The sequence below is a fragment of the Nocardia yamanashiensis genome, from assembly GCF_021183565.1.
Classification (GTDB): Bacteria; Actinomycetota; Actinomycetes; order Mycobacteriales; family Mycobacteriaceae; genus Nocardia; species Nocardia yamanashiensis.
Window position 1 is genome coordinate 8,412,430 of the sequence record NZ_CP089226.1, and the last position, 15,896, is coordinate 8,428,325.

General features: G+C 68.4%; 12 protein-coding genes. 8 read left to right on the plus strand and 4 right to left on the minus strand.

The window, feature by feature from the left end; translation table 11 throughout:
• Positions 1 to 52 precede the first annotated feature (52 nt).
• From LTV02_RS38875 to LTV02_RS38885, 3 genes are read left to right on the plus strand one after another with little or no spacing between them, the layout of a single operon-like run.
• Positions 53 to 1,021: an alpha-E domain-containing protein gene (locus LTV02_RS38875; RefSeq protein WP_067710872.1), complete on the plus strand. Its 969-nt coding sequence runs from the start codon at positions 53 to 55 to the stop codon at positions 1,019 to 1,021.
• Positions 1,018 to 1,860 carry a transglutaminase family protein gene (locus LTV02_RS38880; RefSeq protein ID WP_084534857.1) on the plus strand — a complete coding sequence of 281 codons (843 nt, stop codon included), beginning with the start codon at positions 1,018 to 1,020 and terminating at the stop codon, positions 1,858 to 1,860. The genes LTV02_RS38875 and LTV02_RS38880 overlap by 4 nt, the downstream gene beginning before the upstream one ends.
• 54 nt (positions 1,861 to 1,914) lie before the next feature.
• Positions 1,915 to 2,694: an aquaporin gene (locus LTV02_RS38885; RefSeq protein ID WP_233036461.1), complete on the plus strand. Its 780-nt coding sequence runs from the start codon at positions 1,915 to 1,917 to the stop codon at positions 2,692 to 2,694.
• 156 nt (positions 2,695 to 2,850) lie between these two features.
• On the opposite strand, the gene LTV02_RS38890 is transcribed toward LTV02_RS38885, so the two are convergent.
• Positions 2,851 to 3,432, minus strand: coding sequence for a type II toxin-antitoxin system PemK/MazF family toxin (locus LTV02_RS38890; RefSeq protein ID WP_233036463.1), 582 nt, complete (start codon positions 3,430 to 3,432; stop codon positions 2,851 to 2,853).
• A 93-nt stretch (positions 3,433 to 3,525) separates the two neighbouring features.
• Here LTV02_RS38890 and lepA point away from each other — a divergent pair, with 93 nt between their 5' ends.
• The 3 genes from lepA (at position 3,526) to LTV02_RS38905 (ending at position 10,384) form a co-directional block, all read left to right on the plus strand.
• Positions 3,526 to 5,373 (plus strand): translation elongation factor 4, encoded by a 1,848-nt coding sequence (lepA, locus tag LTV02_RS38895; RefSeq protein ID WP_067710881.1) that lies wholly within the window; start codon positions 3,526 to 3,528, stop codon positions 5,371 to 5,373.
• A 395-nt stretch (positions 5,374 to 5,768) separates the two neighbouring features.
• Positions 5,769 to 8,576 (plus strand): hypothetical protein, encoded by a 2,808-nt coding sequence (locus LTV02_RS38900; RefSeq protein ID WP_233036473.1) that lies wholly within the window; start codon positions 5,769 to 5,771, stop codon positions 8,574 to 8,576.
• Positions 8,573 to 10,384, plus strand: coding sequence for a P-loop NTPase family protein (locus LTV02_RS38905; RefSeq protein ID WP_233036475.1), 1,812 nt, complete (start codon positions 8,573 to 8,575; stop codon positions 10,382 to 10,384). Before LTV02_RS38900 ends, LTV02_RS38905 begins: the two co-directional genes overlap by 4 nt.
• Positions 10,385 to 10,430: 46 nt before the next feature.
• On the opposite strand, the gene LTV02_RS38910 is transcribed toward LTV02_RS38905, so the two are convergent.
• Positions 10,431 to 12,350, minus strand: coding sequence for a glycoside hydrolase family 15 protein (locus tag LTV02_RS38910; protein WP_233041905.1), 1,920 nt, complete (start codon positions 12,348 to 12,350; stop codon positions 10,431 to 10,433).
• 201 nt (positions 12,351 to 12,551) lie between these two features.
• Between LTV02_RS38910 and LTV02_RS38915 the strand changes: the two genes are divergently transcribed.
• Both LTV02_RS38915 and LTV02_RS38920 read left to right on the plus strand, forming a co-directional pair.
• On the plus strand, positions 12,552 to 12,788 hold the full coding sequence (locus LTV02_RS38915; RefSeq protein ID WP_067710891.1) for a hypothetical protein: 237 nt from the start codon (positions 12,552 to 12,554) through the stop codon (positions 12,786 to 12,788).
• 105 nt (positions 12,789 to 12,893) lie between these two features.
• The gene (locus LTV02_RS38920) at positions 12,894 to 13,145 is read left to right on the plus strand and encodes a hypothetical protein (protein WP_067710893.1); all 252 of its coding nucleotides are present in this window, start codon (positions 12,894 to 12,896) and stop codon (positions 13,143 to 13,145) included.
• A 61-nt stretch (positions 13,146 to 13,206) separates the two neighbouring features.
• Here LTV02_RS38920 and LTV02_RS38925 read toward each other — a convergent pair whose 3' ends face one another.
• Positions 13,207 to 14,802, minus strand: coding sequence for a serine/threonine-protein kinase (locus LTV02_RS38925; RefSeq protein WP_233036477.1), 1,596 nt, complete (start codon positions 14,800 to 14,802; stop codon positions 13,207 to 13,209).
• Complete coding sequence (locus LTV02_RS38930; RefSeq protein ID WP_233036479.1) at positions 14,802 to 15,857, minus strand: M48 family metallopeptidase; 1,056 nt, start codon at positions 15,855 to 15,857, stop codon at positions 14,802 to 14,804. Before LTV02_RS38930 ends, LTV02_RS38925 begins: the two co-directional genes overlap by 1 nt.
• Positions 15,858 to 15,896: the final 39 nt, after the last annotated feature.

Consider the following 15,896-nt stretch of genomic DNA (forward strand, 5'->3'; position numbering starts at 1 on the left):
AGCAACGGCGCTCTGACTCGGTAGGTGAATACAGCGTTAGGCAGGTCCAATCATGTTGGCGCGCAATGCCGAATCCCTCTTCTGGATCGGCCGGTACATCGAACGCGCCGAGTACACGGCGCGCATCCTGGACGTCGCGGTCCATCAATTGCTCGAGGACGCCACGGTCGATCCCGATCGGACTTCACGGGTATTGCTGACGGTGCTCGGCATCGAACCGCCCGAACGGGAACTCGATGTGTGGTCGGTGACCGAACTGGTGGCCTTCGGCCGGGACAATGGCGGTTCGATCGTCGACTCGATCATTCGCGGCCGGGAGAACGCCCGGGGCGCAAGAGAAGTCACCTCCACCGAAATGTGGGAGTGCCTGAACGCTACCTACAACGGCCTGGCCGCCGCCGAACGCGCCGCCCGCGCGCTGGGGCCGCACGAATTCTGTCACTACATCACCGACCGCGCCGCCATGTTCGCCGGACTCTCCGATTCCACGCTCAGCCGCGACGACGGGTATCGCTTCCTGTTGCTGGGCAAATCCATCGAACGCGTGGATATGACGGTGCGCCTGCTGCTTTCGCGCGCCGGTGACCGCACCTCGTCGCCGGCCTGGGTGACGGTATTGCGTTCGGCCGGTGCGCACGACCCGTACCTGCGCACCCATCGCGGTGTGCTGGACGCCAATCAGATCGCGGATTTCATTCTGCTGGACCGGCTTTTCCCGCGCTCGGTGTTCCATTCGCTCAAAGTCGCCGAAACCTGCCTGCAGGAACTGGATCAGCGCCCCAACAGTCGTTTCGCCGCCCGCCACGAAGCGCATCGACTACTCGGCCGGGCGCGCAGCGAACTCGAGTTCCTGCCGTCCGCGGTACTGCTGGAGGACCTGCCCAGCCGGCTGCTGTGGTTGCAGCAGACCTGCCGCGAGGTGGGGGAGGCGGTGGCGCTGCAGTATTTCCACGCCGAATCCTGGGTGGCCTGGACCGGGCTGCACGGCCGCAATGGCGATCACGTGGAGGTGACGGCATGAGCTGGCGGATGCGGGTGGTGCACACCACCGGATACGTGTACGACGGCCCGGTCACCCGATCGTTCAACGAGGCCCGGCTGACTCCGCGCGCCGACAGCCGGCAGAACGTCATCCTGAACCGGGTCGAGACGGTGCCGTCCACGCGGTCCTACCGGTACATGGACTACTGGGGCACCATCGTCACCGCGTTCGATCTGCACGCGCCGCACACGGAATTGGAGGTGACCAGCTCCTCGGTGGTGGAGACCGAACCGTTCGCCGGGCCCGCGGAGGAACTTGCCTGGGAGGAATTGCGCGGCGATGCCGTCGCCGACCGCTTCGACGAACTGCTCAGCCCCACCGGCTATGTGCCGCGCGAACGCCGGTTGGCCCCGGTGGCCCGGCAGCTGGCGCGCGGGGTGCCGCCCGCCAAAGCCGTTGTCCGCGCGGCCGAATGGGTGCACCGCGAAATGAGCTACCTGCCCGGCACCACCTCCGTGCACACCTCGGCGGTGGAGGCGTTCGCCGAAAGGCAGGGCGTCTGTCAGGATTTCGCGCACCTGACCCTGCTGTTGCTGCGCACCATGGGGATTCCCGGGCGCTACGTCTCCGGCTACCTGCATCCGGACCCGTCCGGGGAGGTCGGCCATACCGTCGCGGGCCAGATGCACGCCTGGGTGGAAGCGTGGACGGGGCAATGGTGGGGCTACGACCCGACCAACAACATCCCCGTCACGGAGCAACACGTTTCAGTCGGGGTGGGCCGTGATTACGCGGATGTGCCGCCGCTCAAAGGTATCTTCTCCGGTAGCGGCTCGACCGATCTCGAGGTGGTCGTGGAAATCACCCGCCTCGCCTGAGGTTTCCGGGCCGCGTCTGGTCGGTGCGGTATCCAGTTGAGCGGAAGGTAACCGATGTCTCCCACAGCACAGGAAGTCGCCGAGGATCTAGCAGAACTGCAAGTGCCGTCCCTCGGACGCAAGCTCTTCGCCGAAGCCCTGGGCACTTTCGTGCTGGTGCTCGGCGGCGTCGGCACCGCGGTGCTGGCCGGGAGCCGGGTGGGTGCGCTCGGCGTGGCGCTGGCCTTCGGGTTCACGCTGTTGTTCCTGGTGTATGCCATCGGGCCGATCTCGGGCTGCCATGTGAATCCGGCGGTCACGGTTGGGCAGTTCCTGCTCGGCCGGATCTCGGCCGCGGTCGCGGGGTTGTACTGGCTGGCGCAGATCGTGGGCGGTCTGCTCGCGGGCGCGACCATCTACGCCATCGCGCACAATCTGCCGTCCTACGACCGGGCGCGGGACGGCCTGGGCGCCAACGGCTGGGGTGCGCACAGCCCCTCGAAGCTGGAGCTGGGCGGCATCGTCATCAATGGTTACGGCCTGGCCGCGACCATCACCGTCGAGGTGATCCTGACCGCGCTGCTGGTCTTCGTGGTGCTGGCCTCCACCGATCAGCTCTCGGATGTGCCGCTGGCCGGTCTGTCCATCGGCATCACGCTGGCCGTCATCCACCTGATCTCGATTCCGGTGGACAACACCTCGGTGAACCCGGCCCGCAGCCTCGCCGTCGCCTTCTACCAGGACGGCGCCCTCGCCCAGCTCTGGGTGTTCATCGTGTTCCCGCTGGTCGGCGGTGTATTGGGAGCGCTCGTCTACAGCCTGCTGTTCGGACGCTCCCGCAACATGGTGAGCTGAACTCACCAAAGTGACGAGCCCCGCGCCGACCGGCGCGGGGCTCGGATGCTTTCAGGGGTCCGCCGGCGAAGCCCCGCGCCACGAGGCGGTTCACCGGCGAAGCCCTGTGTCACGAGGGGGTTCGGGGGCGAAGCCCCTGAGAGCTACGAGAGTTGTCTAATGCCAGTGGTATTCGGCGCACAAGCGGTGTGCGACCAGGTCGAACGTCTTGCGCGGCAGGATCGCGCCCTCGCGGCGGATCCCGGCCTCGGGCACGTCCAGGACGCGATCGAGCCGGACCCAGCTGTCGCGTCCGGCGTTGTCCCACGGACCGTCGCCGATGCCCACCCAGTTGTCGTGGTGGGCGTGGTCGGCGTTCGAGGACAGCATGAGCCCGAGCAGGGTCTTGCCTTCGCGGCCGACGACCAAGACCGGTCGGTCCTTGCCATTGGACGGGTCCTCCTCGTAGGGGACCCAGGTCCACACGATCTCACCCGGATCGGCACGGCCGTCCAATTGCGGTGAGTACACGATCTGCCGGGCGCGTTCCCGCGACGGCACGCCCGCCGACGAGGTCGGCCGCACCGAAACCCCCGCCGCCTTCTTGGGCGTGCTCACCGCGCGCAGCGCGCGATCCCACACCGAGGACTTCTGCACCCGGTCGACCAGTTTCGGTCCCTGCTGCCTGACCAGTTGCGAACCCTGTTCCTTAGCCATGTTCCCCAATGTCTTCCCCAGCGCGTTCCACCTGCCCGCCATGAACGGCAGCCTAACGGCGGTGGGCCGGAAGTTCATCCGGGAGCACACCGTAGACTTCTGGGTTGACATGCCGCCTTTTCGCCATGCCGAGGAGTGACTCCGATTAGCAGCTTCGCCGATACGACGTTCACCGATCCGTCCCGGATCAGGAACTTCTGCATCATCGCGCACATCGACCACGGGAAATCGACCCTGGCCGATCGCATGCTGCAACTCACCGGAGTGGTGGAGGAGCGCGCCATGCGGGCGCAGTACCTCGACCGGATGGATATCGAGCGCGAGCGCGGTATCACCATCAAGGCGCAGAACGTGCGACTGCCGTGGAAGGTCGACGGGGAGGACTACGTCCTGCACCTGATCGACACCCCGGGCCACGTCGACTTCACCTACGAGGTGTCGCGCGCGCTCGAGGCGTGTGAGGGCGCGATCCTGCTGGTCGACGCCGCGCAGGGCATCGAGGCGCAGACGCTCGCCAATCTCTACCTGGCGCTCGACAAGGACCTGACCATCATTCCGGTCCTGAACAAGATCGACCTGCCGGCCGCGGATCCCGATCGGTACGCCGCCGAGCTCGCGCACATCGTGGGCTGTGAGCCCGAGGACGTGCTGCGGGTGTCCGGCAAGACCGGTGTCGGTGTGGCCGAGCTGCTGGACGAGGCCGTCAAGCAGGTGCCCGCGCCCGTCGGCGAGGCCGATGCCCCGGCCCGCGCCATGATCTTCGACTCGGTGTACGACACCTACCGCGGTGTCGTCACCTACGTGCGTGTGGTGGACGGCAAGCTCACCCCCCGCCAGAAGATCAAGATGATGTCCACCGGCGCGACCCACGAACTGCTCGAGATCGGCATCGTGTCGCCCGAGCCCAAGCCCACCGCGGGCCTCGGCGTCGGCGAGGTCGGTTACCTGATCACCGGTGTGAAGGACGTCCGGCAGTCGAAGGTCGGCGATACCGTCACCTCCGCGCGCGACGGGGCCACCGAAGCGCTTGCCGGATACCAGGATCCGCGGCCGATGGTGTACTCCGGCCTCTACCCGGTCGACGGCTCCGACTACCCGGACCTGCGCGACGCCCTCGACAAGTTGCAGCTCAACGACGCCGCGCTGACCTATGTGCCGGAAACCTCGGTGGCGCTGGGCTTCGGTTTCCGCTGCGGCTTCCTCGGACTGCTGCACATGGAGATCACGCGCGAGCGCCTGCAGCGCGAGTTCGGCCTGGATCTCATCTCGACCGCGCCCAACGTGGTGTACCGGGTGATCCAGGAGGACAACACCGAGCAGATCGTCACCAACCCGTCGTTCTGGCCGGCCGGCAAGCTCAAGCAGATCTTCGAGCCGATCACCAAGTGCACCGTGATCGCGCCCAGTGAATTCATCGGCACCATCATGGAGCTGTGCCAGTCGCGGCGCGGTGAACTGCTCGGCATGGACTACCTGTCCGAGACCCGTGTCGAGATGCGCTACACGCTGCCCATGGCGGAGATCATCTTCGACTTCTTCGACTCGCTGAAGTCGCGCACCCGCGGTTACGCGTCCCTCGATTACGAGGAAGCCGGCGAGCAGGAAGCCGAACTGGTGAAGGTGGACATCCTGTTGCAGGGTGAGGCGGTGGACGCGTTCTCGGCCATCGTGCACAAGGACGCCGCCCAGGCGTACGGCAACAAGATGACCACCAAGCTGCGCGAACTCATCCCGCGCCAGCAGTTCGAGGTGCCGATCCAGGCGGCCATCGGCTCCCGTGTCATCGCCCGCGAGAACATCCGCGCCATCCGCAAGGACGTGCTCGCCAAGTGCTACGGCGGTGACATCTCGCGTAAGCGCAAGCTGCTCGAGAAGCAGAAGGAAGGCAAGAAGCGGATGAAGACGATCGGCCGCGTCGACGTCCCCCAGGAAGCCTTCGTGGCAGCCCTCTCCACCGAGTCCGCCTCGGACAAGAAGAAGTAGGCGGTACCACCGCTGGTTTGAACGTGCCCCGCTGCCTGATGGCAGCGGGGCACGGTGGTAAGTGCCGCTTCCTCTTCCAGCCGGGTCTCGGGCCCGCCGCCTGCTGGCGGCGGGCCCGTTGCTTCTTTTCGGATGCGGGGCGGGTCGGCGGGAGTATGCTCCGGCTCTGCCCTCAGACCGGTTGTCATGTTTTGTAACTTTGGTCCGTTACGCACCAAAAAATGGGGCTTCCGTACTGATATGCAGGGTGACAAGCTAATGGGCGCACCTCTGCGCACACTGCCTCCGACCTGGTGGATGTGACAGACCGGTTATCCGGAAATAGGGTGTGAAACGAGTTTGAGAGCGGCGGTCTGCCATTCGGCGGGCCGCCGATCAGTGAGAGCGGAGCCTGTATGACACGTGATCTGCCCTACGACGACGATTCCGCAGCCGGCGACAACTACGTGGAAGACACCGCGTACCGCATTGCCACCGGAGTCGCGCGCGTGGCGAGGGCAGGCGCGTACGTTACCGGCGGCGCGCTCCTCGCGGCCGGCGGCACACGCGGCGCCTCCGACAACGCCAATCACGACAGCCGCATCGTCGGCTGGTCCGAAGCCGAGGATCCCAAGGCGGACGAGCCCAGCCCGACCGTCACCTTCCCGGACCTGACCGCCGCCGACGTCACGCCCCCGGTCAAGATGGGCCCGGCCGTGGTCTCGGTCTCCGACGACCAGCACGACAACCACCACTACGGCACCGACGCCGGATTCTTCCCCGGCACCTTCGGCAGCCTGCCCTCCGACGCCACCATGTCCGGTTACCACGGCGGCGGTTTCGGTGAGTCCGGCGGGTACTCGATCCCGCAGCCCGACTATTCGGCCGCCTACGGGTACAACCCGCAGAGCGGTGTGCTCGACGGGCATCACGGCAATACCGGAGTGACGATCCCGTGGGGCGACGGTCAGCTGTCGCTGCCCGTGCCGACCCTCCCGTCTTTCGACGGTGAACCCTCCGACTTCCTGCCCGGGCTGAAGATCCCCGGCGTCGACGGGCACCTACCCGGCCTGCCCGGCGCTTTCCTGCCCAGCGGACTCGGTGATGCCGGGCTCCCGTCCGGCGTCGGCCCCGCACCCGCGAACCCTGCGCCCGGAACGGATTTCGACGGCGTCGGCGATTCCGGCATCGGGCTGTTCGTCAAGACGCAATGGAATGTCGACGCCCATGTCGGCCTGGACGGCGTCTGGTTCAAGTCGGATATGAAGGTGGAGTTCAACGTCGGCGACGTCGGCCACCAATACACCGAATACCAGCAGCAAATCGGCCAGTACATGAAGGACGGCGGGCCGGTCGGCTCGGCGTCCGGCACCCAAGCCGGCGCGAATCCGTTTGCGGCCAACGGTGATTCCGGCGTCGGCGGTGCTGCCAACCCGGCCGCCGCGACCGCGAACCCGGCCACCGCCGGGGCGAGCAACCCCGCCGCCGGTGGAACCACCAACCCCGCGACCGCGGGCGCCGCCAATCCCGCTGCCGCCGACGCCAATCCGGCGCTCGCCGGAGTGAATGGCCTGGGCGGCCAGACCTTTGGCAAGTCTGCGGACGACGCGCACGGATCCGCCGGCACCGGCCAGCCCGCCGGCGGCCACGCGCCCGGATCCGGTGGTGCTTCGGCACCGGGCGGTGTCGGTGCGGGCGGCGCTTCGGCCCCTGGTGGTATCGGCGCCGGTGGCGCTTCCGCTCCCGGTGGCATTGGTGCCGGTGGCGCTTCCGCTCCCGGTGGCATCGGCTCCGGTGGTGTTTCTCCGCAGGGCGGATTCGGTTCCGGCGCTTCGGCTCCCGGCACCGCCATGCCCGGATCCATTGGTGCTCCAGCGGGTTCGCCCGCCCCGGCGGTCACGGCTCCGGCGGCTCCCGCGTTCACGGCGCCGGTCGCGCCCATCGCGGTCGCCCCGGTGGTTCCGGCCGCGGTCGCTCCGGTGTCCGTCGCGCCGGTCGCGGTGGCGCAGCCGGTGGTGGCCACGCCGTTGCAGACCACGATTCAGCCGGATGCCGCGCAGCATCCGATCGCGAATCTGCTGGGTGCGTCCGGCGGCCCCTCGCCGTTGACGGTGCCCGCGGTGAACGCGCCCTCGCTCTTCGCCGATCATCGTGCTCCGGTGCTGGTGGCGGACGGGTCGGGGAACGCGGGACATTCGGCCACCATGGTCGCCAAGCCGGCCCCGGCCGCCGCTACGCCCGGCACCGCGGTGCCGCAGGTGAGCGTGCCGGCCAAGCCGGAGGTCGCGGTGACCACCGTGCCTTCGCTGCCGGTTCCCACCAAGCTGCCCGCGGTCGAAACCGGCGGGGCGACAATCACTCCCGGCGCCGGTGGGGGTACCCACGGCGGCGCCACGGGTGGTGCGACCACCGGCGGCGGCGCGTCGACCGGTGGCGGCGCGGCCGGCGGCGTCGATACCGACGGCCCGACCGGCGGAGCCACCACGGCTCCCGGCGGCACCCGCCCGGGCGGTAGCGACCCGACGGGTACGCACGGCGGCGGCGTCACCGTGCCCAGCGACCCCGACGGCGGCACCACCGCGCACGTCCCGACGACCCAGCCGAGCGTGCCGACCCCGGACGTCACGGTGCCGACGGTGGCCCCGACCACCCAGCCGCAGGTGACCCAGCCGCATCTGCCCAGCCAGGAGATCACGGTCCCGTCGGTAGCCCCGCAACCTACCGTGGCCACGCAGCCCACCGTGCCGAAGCCCGCCCCGGCGAAACCGATTGCCGACACGAGTGATTCGGCCCCGCACGTCCTCGCCGCGGTCAGCGGCTCGTCCGTGCTGCCGGTCGACGACGCACTCCTGTACGCGAGCGACACCGACGGGTTCGGGGCGGTGCGGCTCGCGGATCATTCGAACGGCTATGTCCCCGGCGATTCGTCCGCGTGGTTCGTGAGCGACTCGAACACGTACGCGGGCAGCGATTTGTCCACATCGTTCGTGAGCGACTCGAACATCTATGCGGCCAGCGATTCGTCCGCCTCGTTCGTGAGCGAAGTGAACGGGTATGCGGGCGATGACGGTTCGGTGCACTCGCTGAGCGGTGACGCCGGTTGGCATGCCACCGCGTCGCTGTACGGCGCGAGTGCGCTGAACAGCCAGTTGCTGCCCGGCTCCGCGCTCACTGACGACCAGTTCCCGTCGCACGGCGTACTCGATCACACCATGCTCCTGTGAGCGGCTCGGAGAGCCTGACCGCCGTGAAGAATCCGGATGTGATGGGCCCCCTGCTCGAGCTGCTCGACGAGCTGCTCGAGCAGACCCATGCGCTGGGCCGTACCGACCTGGCCGGTCGCCTCGGCATCGCCCGCGCTCGTATCGCCGATCCCCGGGTGCGCCTGGTGGTGGTCGGCGATTCCAAGAGCGGAATGAGCACCCTGGTCAACGGCCTGGTGGGAATGCCGGTGAGCGCCACCGATTCCCAGCACAGCGTGCCGGTGATCGCCGAGTACGGCCCGCAACCCGCCGCCATCCTGGTGAAAGCGGTCGGCGGCCGGGCCGAACGCGAGGCGGTGGATCCGGCCGCGGCGCTGGTCGCCCTGCCCTCCGACGGCGTGGTGCGCGCCGAGGTCACCGCCCCGAGCCCGTTGCTGGCGGAGGGTTTCGTGGTGCTGGACGCGCCGGGTTCGCCCGGTGACACGCCCGCCACCTGGTCGCTGCTGGCCGCCGCCGACGCCGTGCTCTACGTGGCCGCCGCGGACGCCCCGTTCACCCCGGGCCAGATCGAGCAGCTGCAGCGCATCCAGCAGGTCTGCCCGACCGTGGTCTGCGTCCTCAACAAGATCGATGAATATCCGCAGTGGCCGCAGGTGCAGCAGCAGGATCGCGGCCTGCTGGATCAGGCGGGGCTGGCGTTCGCCGTCGCTCCCGCCTCGGCGCTGCTGCACACCCGCGCGCAGGCCACCGGCGATCAGCAGCTGGATCTGGAATCCGGTGTGCCGCAACTGCTCGACCATCTGCGCGCCTACGTGCTGGGCCGCGCCGACACCGTCGCCGCCGAGGCCGCCGTCCGCGATATCCAGCTGATCACCGATCACCTCGCGCTGGCCCTGCGCACCGAAGCCGAGACGCTGCGCGACCCGCGCCGCTTCGGCGTCATCACCGAGCAGCTGCGCCGCACCCGCGAGGAAGCCGAACAGCTGCGCCAGCGTTCCGCCAACTGGCAGGTCACCCTGGCCGACGGCGCGGCCGAACTGATGGCCGACACCGAACACGATCTGCGCCATCGCCTGCGCAGCCTGATCCGCGATGCCGAAGCCGACATCATGAAGCGCGATCCGGTGAAGCGCTGGAACGATTTCGGCGTCGACCTGGACGCCAAGATCTGCGAGGCGGTGGAGGAGAACTTCGTCATCGCGCACTACCGGTCGGTGGAACTGGCCGAGCAGGTGGCGGCGAAATTCCCCGAAAGCGGCGTGCCGACAGCCGATCTCAAACTCGACGATCCCGGCGAAGTGGGCGCGGTCCTGGAGCCGGTGGCCGCACTGGACACCCTGGACAGCGCGAAAGCCGGTGTGACGCAACAGGTGCTGTCCGCGCTGCGCGGCTCCTACGGCGGCATCCTGATGGTCGGCCTGGCCACCAGCCTGCTCGGCATGTCGCTGGTGAACTGGTATTCCGCGGGCGCGGGCGTGCTGCTGGGCGTGAACGCGCTGTGGGACGACCGCAAGACCCGCACCCAGCGCCGGCAGTCCGAGGCCAAGGTGGCGGTGGCGCGGCTGATGGACGATGTGATCTTCCAGGTGTCCAAGGAGTCGCGATACCGGCTGCGCGGCGTACAGCGCAGTCTGCGTGACCATTTCACCGATATCGCCAATTCCACGCTGCGTTCGGTGGACGCCTCGCTGCGGGCCGCCGAGGAGGCCGCGGCGGTGCATTCGCCGCAGCGGCGGGAGGTGCGGCTCACCGAGATCGAGACCGCGCTGGTGCGGTTGCGTGAGGTGCGCGAGCGCGCGGACGCGATGGGCGAAGAGCCCTCTTACTGAGATAACCGCCGCCGCCCACGCTGTTTCGCGTGGGCGGCGGTGGGTTTCAGCGTCCCGCGTGCGCGGGGTTGAACGTTCCGGCGTGCGTCTGTTCCTCGGCCCGGATGACGTGCATGACGGCATTGATCAACGCCAGATGCGTGAAGGCCTGCGGGAAATTGCCGAGATGTCGTCCGGTGTGCGAGTCGATCTCCTCGGCGTACAGCTTGAGCGGGCTGGCGTACCCGAGCAGCCGCTCGCACAATTGCCGCGCCCGCTGCAATTCCCCGATCTCCACCAGCGCCGACACCAGCCAGAACGAGCAGATGGTGAACGACCCCTCCTCGCCGTACAGCCCGTCGTCGGTGGTCTCGGTGCGATACCGCAGCACCAGTCCGTTCTCGGTCAGCTCGTCGGCGATGGCGAGCACGGTCGCCCGCACCCGGTGATCGGTCGGCGGCAGGAACCGCAGCAGCACCACCAGCAGCAGTGAGGCGTCCAGGGTCTCGCTGCCGTAGGACTGGGTGAACACGCCCCGCTCGTCCACCCCGTTGTCGAGGATGTCGGCGCGGATCTCGTCGGCGATATCGTGCCACTTCTTGGCGTAGTCGTATTCCCCGTGCAGTTCGGCCAGTTTCGCGCCGCGGTCCAGGGCCACCCAGCACATCACCTTGGAGGAGGTGAAGTGCTGCGGCTCCCCGCGCACCTCCCAGATCCCGCGATCGGGGTTGCGCCAGTTCTCGATGGCCGCCTGCACCTGCCGTTCCAGCATGGGCCACAGGGTTTCCGGCACCTGCTGGCGCGATTTCACGTGCAGGTAAACGGAATCCAGCAGGGTGCCCCAGATATCGTGCTGTTCCTGGTTGTACGCCCCGTTGCCGATGCGCACCGGTCGCGCGCCGTCGTAGCCGGACAGGTGGGTGAGCTCGGATTCGGTGATCTCGCGTTCGCCGCCGATGCCGTAGAGCACTTGCAGCGGAACCGGTTTGCCGTTCCCGTCCGTCGCCACATCGTGCAGGAAGGCGAAGAAGTCGTCGGCTTCCCGGTCCAGGCCGAGGGTGTACAGGCCCCAGAGCGCGAACGTGGAGTCACGCACCCAGGTGTATCGATAGTCCCAATTGCGCTCCCCGCCCGGCGTTTCCGGCAGCGAGGTGGTGGCGGCGGCCAGCAGTGCCCCGGTGGGGGCGTAGGTGAGCCCCTTCAGGGTGAGCGCGCTGCGCTGCAGATAACCCCGCCACGGGTGATCCGGGAACCGCCCCAGCGTGATCCACTGCCGCCAGGATTCGGTTGTGGTCCACATCTTCTCGGCCGCCTCGGCGAAGGTGCGCGGCGGCGGCAGGTCCGACCAGGACAGGGCCACGAACACCTCGTCGCCCTCCTTCATCCGGGTGCGTGCCCGCGCCTCCCGCCCTTCGATGCCCAGCCGCAGGTTGGTGGTCAGGGTGAGCGTCGGGCAGCCTTCGATATCGCAAGTGGCGGAGGCTCTTTCGTAGACGTCGCCGCTGTACTCCCATTGCGCGGGGCCGCGATGGTAGTCGAAGGCCGGTTCGCAGCTCATCTCCAGTTCCACCACGCCGTTCACGCATTTCACGGTGCGCAGCAGGATGTGCTCGGCGTCCCAGTCCATCGGGGTGCGGCGGTGGGTGCGGCTGCGCTGCTTGTTGTTGTGCCAGGGGCCCAGCACCAGCGCGTCGCGCACGATGATCCAGCCGGTCTCGGTCTGCCAGGTGGTCTCCACGATCAGCCCGCCCGGCAGATAGCGCCGTGCGGCGGGCACATTGCGCCCGTACGGGCCGATCCGGAAGTGTCCGGCGCTGCGGTCCAGCATGGCGCCGAAGATGCTGGGGGAGTCCGGGCGCGGCACGCACATCCATTCGACCGAGCCGTTGCGGGCGATGAGCGCGTTGGTCTCGCAGTCGGACAGGAAGGCGTAGTCGTCGATGGGCGGATAGATGGAATGGCGCATCCCGCCCGTGGCCGACAGCATGTAGCCGTCGGAGAGTTGCGCGTCCGGCCGGTCGAGGGCCTCACGTGGCGCTTCGAGCGTCGTATCGGAGCCTGGATCACCCGTATCGCTGCCGAGCGGGCGATCGTAGGATTCCGGTTCGTCGTAGGACTCCATGCCAACCATGATCGGTCCGATCGGCCCGAATCGTCCACCATCGCGGGTTCGGCCTAGGCTGGTGCCGTGCATCGGATTGCAGGATGGTGGGACGGCGTCGAACTGTGGGTGGCCGGCCTGCCCTTCGTTCCCCAGTTCGCCGTGGTGCTGGCCGCCATGGTGCCGGTTTGTTTCGCGCTGGCGTACCTGCTGGACCGCACCCTGCGCCTCGCGCTGCGGGTGCTCGGCCGCGATCGCGTGGCCGCCCAGGAGTCCGCCGCCGCCGTCACCTCGCCCCGCCGCATCCGGAAGGAAGCCGCCTGATGCCCCGCTCCCGCGTCCAGCTCGCGCTGATCGCACTGCTTGTTCTCGTTGTCGTGGCCTGGTTGTTCACCCGCTGAGCGAATTCGCCGCGTACTGTGCTGCACCATGTCAACCGATGAAGGTCTGGAACTGGAAACCTTGCTGTCCGAAGAGGACTTCGAGGACGAACCCCGTCTGATCGCCACCCACCTCGCCGGGCCCGAGGAAGCCCTCGAAATGGTCAAGGCCGCCCAGCTGCTGGGCCTGGGCGTGCGCCTCAGCAACCGCATCCGCCCCGACGAGGAAGATGCCGAGTCGGCCACCGAGGAATGGATCCTCGACATCCTCGAGACCCCGCCGGTCGTCGAGGACGAGTAAGCCGGATACCCACCCGGACCCGCCTGGCTGTGCCGATCGCACAGCCAGGCCCCACCCGCCGCTAGCGCCGCCGGACCGAGATCGCGCAGACCAGGGTGGCGATACCGAGGGCGATGCCGATCGCGCACAGTCCTATCGCCAGTGGCTCGCGGAGCGGCCCGAGGGTGAGCGTGGCCGCGAAGGACGCGAACCCGTGGACGTACAGCTGCCCGCCCACGATGCCCACGATGAATCCGAGACTGCCCAGTGCCGCGAGTACCCGGCCGGTGCGCGGATGGAGCCACAGCAGCAGTGCGCCGGCGATGAGCAATATGCCGATCACGGCCGCATAGGCGGTCGCCGCCGTCAGGCTGACGCGGGCCGAGTCGACGATGGTCGGCGGGTACTTGCCCGAGACGAATTGCTCGAAGCGGACGTGCAGCCGTTGCACACCCCGGGCGACGATGGCCGCGCACAGCAGGGCCAGAACGGAGGCCGCGATCGCTCCGCGCCGACCGCGAGGACGGGCCTTGGAAATCGGATCGCCCGCCGCGACGGCCGCCAAGGACGCGATGGCGGCCCGGGGAGCGGATGCATGCGGCCCCTGATTCACCGCGGGTGTCGGCGGGCTCGCCGACGGCGGCAGTGATCGCGGATCGGCGGGTGCGGCCGCATTCGGTGGCCAACCCTGGCCTGCCGGCGGGGCGACTTGGGTCGGCGGGGTCGCAGGTGACACCAGCGTGGGCGCGGCCGGCCCCGTCGATTCCGCAAGAGGGATGCCGTGATTCAGCACCATTGTCGGCGATCGGCGCGGATCGTGCGCGGGCGCCGGAGCGGACTGCGATCCGTGCACGGCCGCCCAGGCCGCGTGCGCGAATTCGGTGCACGAGGCGAAGCGGTGTTCGCGGTTCTTGGCCATGGCGCGGGCGATCACCGCGTCCAGCGCTTCGGGGACGTCGGTCCGGATCTGCCGCAGTGGCGGCACCGGCTTGTTCAGATGCCCCGCCACCACCTGTCCGGGGTTGGTCGCCGCGAACGGCGGCTGGCCCGCCAGGATCGTGAAAAGCGTGCAGGCCAGGGAGTATTGGTCGCTGCGGTGGTCGAGGGGTTCGGCGGAGAGTTGTTCGGGGGAGGCGTAGGCGAGGGTGGCGGAGAAGGTCCCCGTGGTGGTGAGCTGGGTATTGGATTCGGCCAGGCGGGCGATGCCGAAGTCGGTGAGGACGGCGCGTTCGGCGCGGCCGGATTCGGGAGCCGAGAGCAGGATGTTGGCCGGTTTGACGTCGCGGTGCAGGATGCCCTGGCCGTGCGCGTAGTCCAGGGCCGCACCGGTTTCGGCGATGATCCGCACCGCGCGTTCGACCGATACGGTGCGCGGGTCCAGGCGGGCGGCGTCGGTGCCGTGCACGTATTGCATGGCGATCCACAGCCGTCCGTCGTGCACGCCGCGGTCCTGCACCGCCACGATGTTCGGATGGTCCAGCCGCGCAACCAGATTCGCTTCCCGCTCGAACCGGTCCCGCCATTCCCGCTGCACCGCGATATCGAGATTGAGCAGCTTCAACGCGATCTGCCGCGGCAGCCGCGGATGCTCGGCCAGATACACCGTGCCCATACCGCCCTCGCCGAGCACCCGCGCGAGGCGGTACCCGGCGAAGGTGTCGTTCACTTCCAGGCGCACTACGCGTCTTCTCCCTTGCGCCAGTCGTCGAATCGCTTACCGATCTTCGAAACAGTCTCTCCCACTTCCTGACCCACCGTCCCCACGGCCGCCCCGAAATCCCGCCCCAGATTGCGCACGGTCTTGATCAGCGGATCTTCGGACTGGTCGAAGGTCTCGCGATAGGCGCGCGCGGCCTCGCGGACCTGGTCGGTGACGCGCGCGGTCTTGTCGTGCTCACGCAGCGGATAGCGGCCGTCCAGAATGCGGTCGTATTCCCCCGAGGCGATCCACCGGCGCAACTCGGCGGCCCGCAGCACGGAGAACGGATGGGTCTGCAGCTCCAGGTTCAGCAGCTTCAGCACCCCGTCGCGCAGATCCCCGGAACGGTCGTAGTCATCGGCCTGCACGAGGAAGGCGGCATGGCTCATCTGCTCCACGCGCGAGCCGCCCGCCAGCTTCATATGCACCCGTACCGACGCTTCCACGTCCTGCCCGACCAGCAGCCCGGCGCGATCCCCGGACAGTTCGGACTTGCGGCTCCACTCCATCAGGGCCGCGACGATCGCCCGTAAGGCCCAGCCGCCCACCGGCATCCACCCGATATTGGCCGCCAATCGCATGAGATGCATGAGCATGGTCCGATACACCGCGTGCCCGGACAGCGCGTGCCCGAGCTCGTGGCCCACCACGAACCGCAGCTCCTCGTGATCGAGCAGATCCAGCAGTCCCGTGGTGATGACCACGAACGGCCGATCCATCCCGATGGTGAAGGCGTTCACCGCCGGATCCTGCAGCACGAACATCTCCGGCGTGGTGCGCGCGTCCAGAATCCGCACCGCGTCCGCGCGCAGCTGATGCACGTTCTTGAACTGCCGCTCGTCCACGCGCACGGCCGTGGCCAGGTACATGAGCCGATGCTGCCGCTCGGCCAGCAGTCCGGACAGCGTCCGCAGCACCATGTCGAAGCCGCTCAGCGAACGCAGCGCCACCAGGGCGGTGCGATCGGCGGGATGCTCCCAGGCGCGCGTGGAGATGCCCGGGAATTCCCGGCGCAGGCGGGCTGGTGTGGTCATGAATCTTTCCCCCGTGTGGATATTCACTTTGATTCGCGG

Coding starts and splice junctions, on each gene's coding strand:
- LTV02_RS38890 (WP_233036463.1), bottom strand. CDS start 3,432: ATGGCGGGCAGGTGGAACGCGCTGGGGAAGACATTGGGGAACATGGCT.
- LTV02_RS38930 (WP_233036479.1), bottom strand. CDS start 15,857: ATGACCACACCAGCCCGCCTGCGCCGGGAATTCCCGGGCATCTCCACG.
- LTV02_RS38920 (WP_067710893.1), top strand. CDS start 12,894: ATGTCAACCGATGAAGGTCTGGAACTGGAAACCTTGCTGTCCGAAGAG.
- LTV02_RS38880 (WP_084534857.1), top strand. CDS start 1,018: ATGAGCTGGCGGATGCGGGTGGTGCACACCACCGGATACGTGTACGAC.
- LTV02_RS38875 (WP_067710872.1), top strand. CDS start 53: ATGTTGGCGCGCAATGCCGAATCCCTCTTCTGGATCGGCCGGTACATC.
- LTV02_RS38885 (WP_233036461.1), top strand. CDS start 1,915: ATGTCTCCCACAGCACAGGAAGTCGCCGAGGATCTAGCAGAACTGCAA.
- LTV02_RS38910 (WP_233041905.1), bottom strand. CDS start 12,350: ATGCTGTCGGCCACGGGCGGGATGCGCCATTCCATCTATCCGCCCATC.
- LTV02_RS38900 (WP_233036473.1), top strand. CDS start 5,769: ATGACACGTGATCTGCCCTACGACGACGATTCCGCAGCCGGCGACAAC.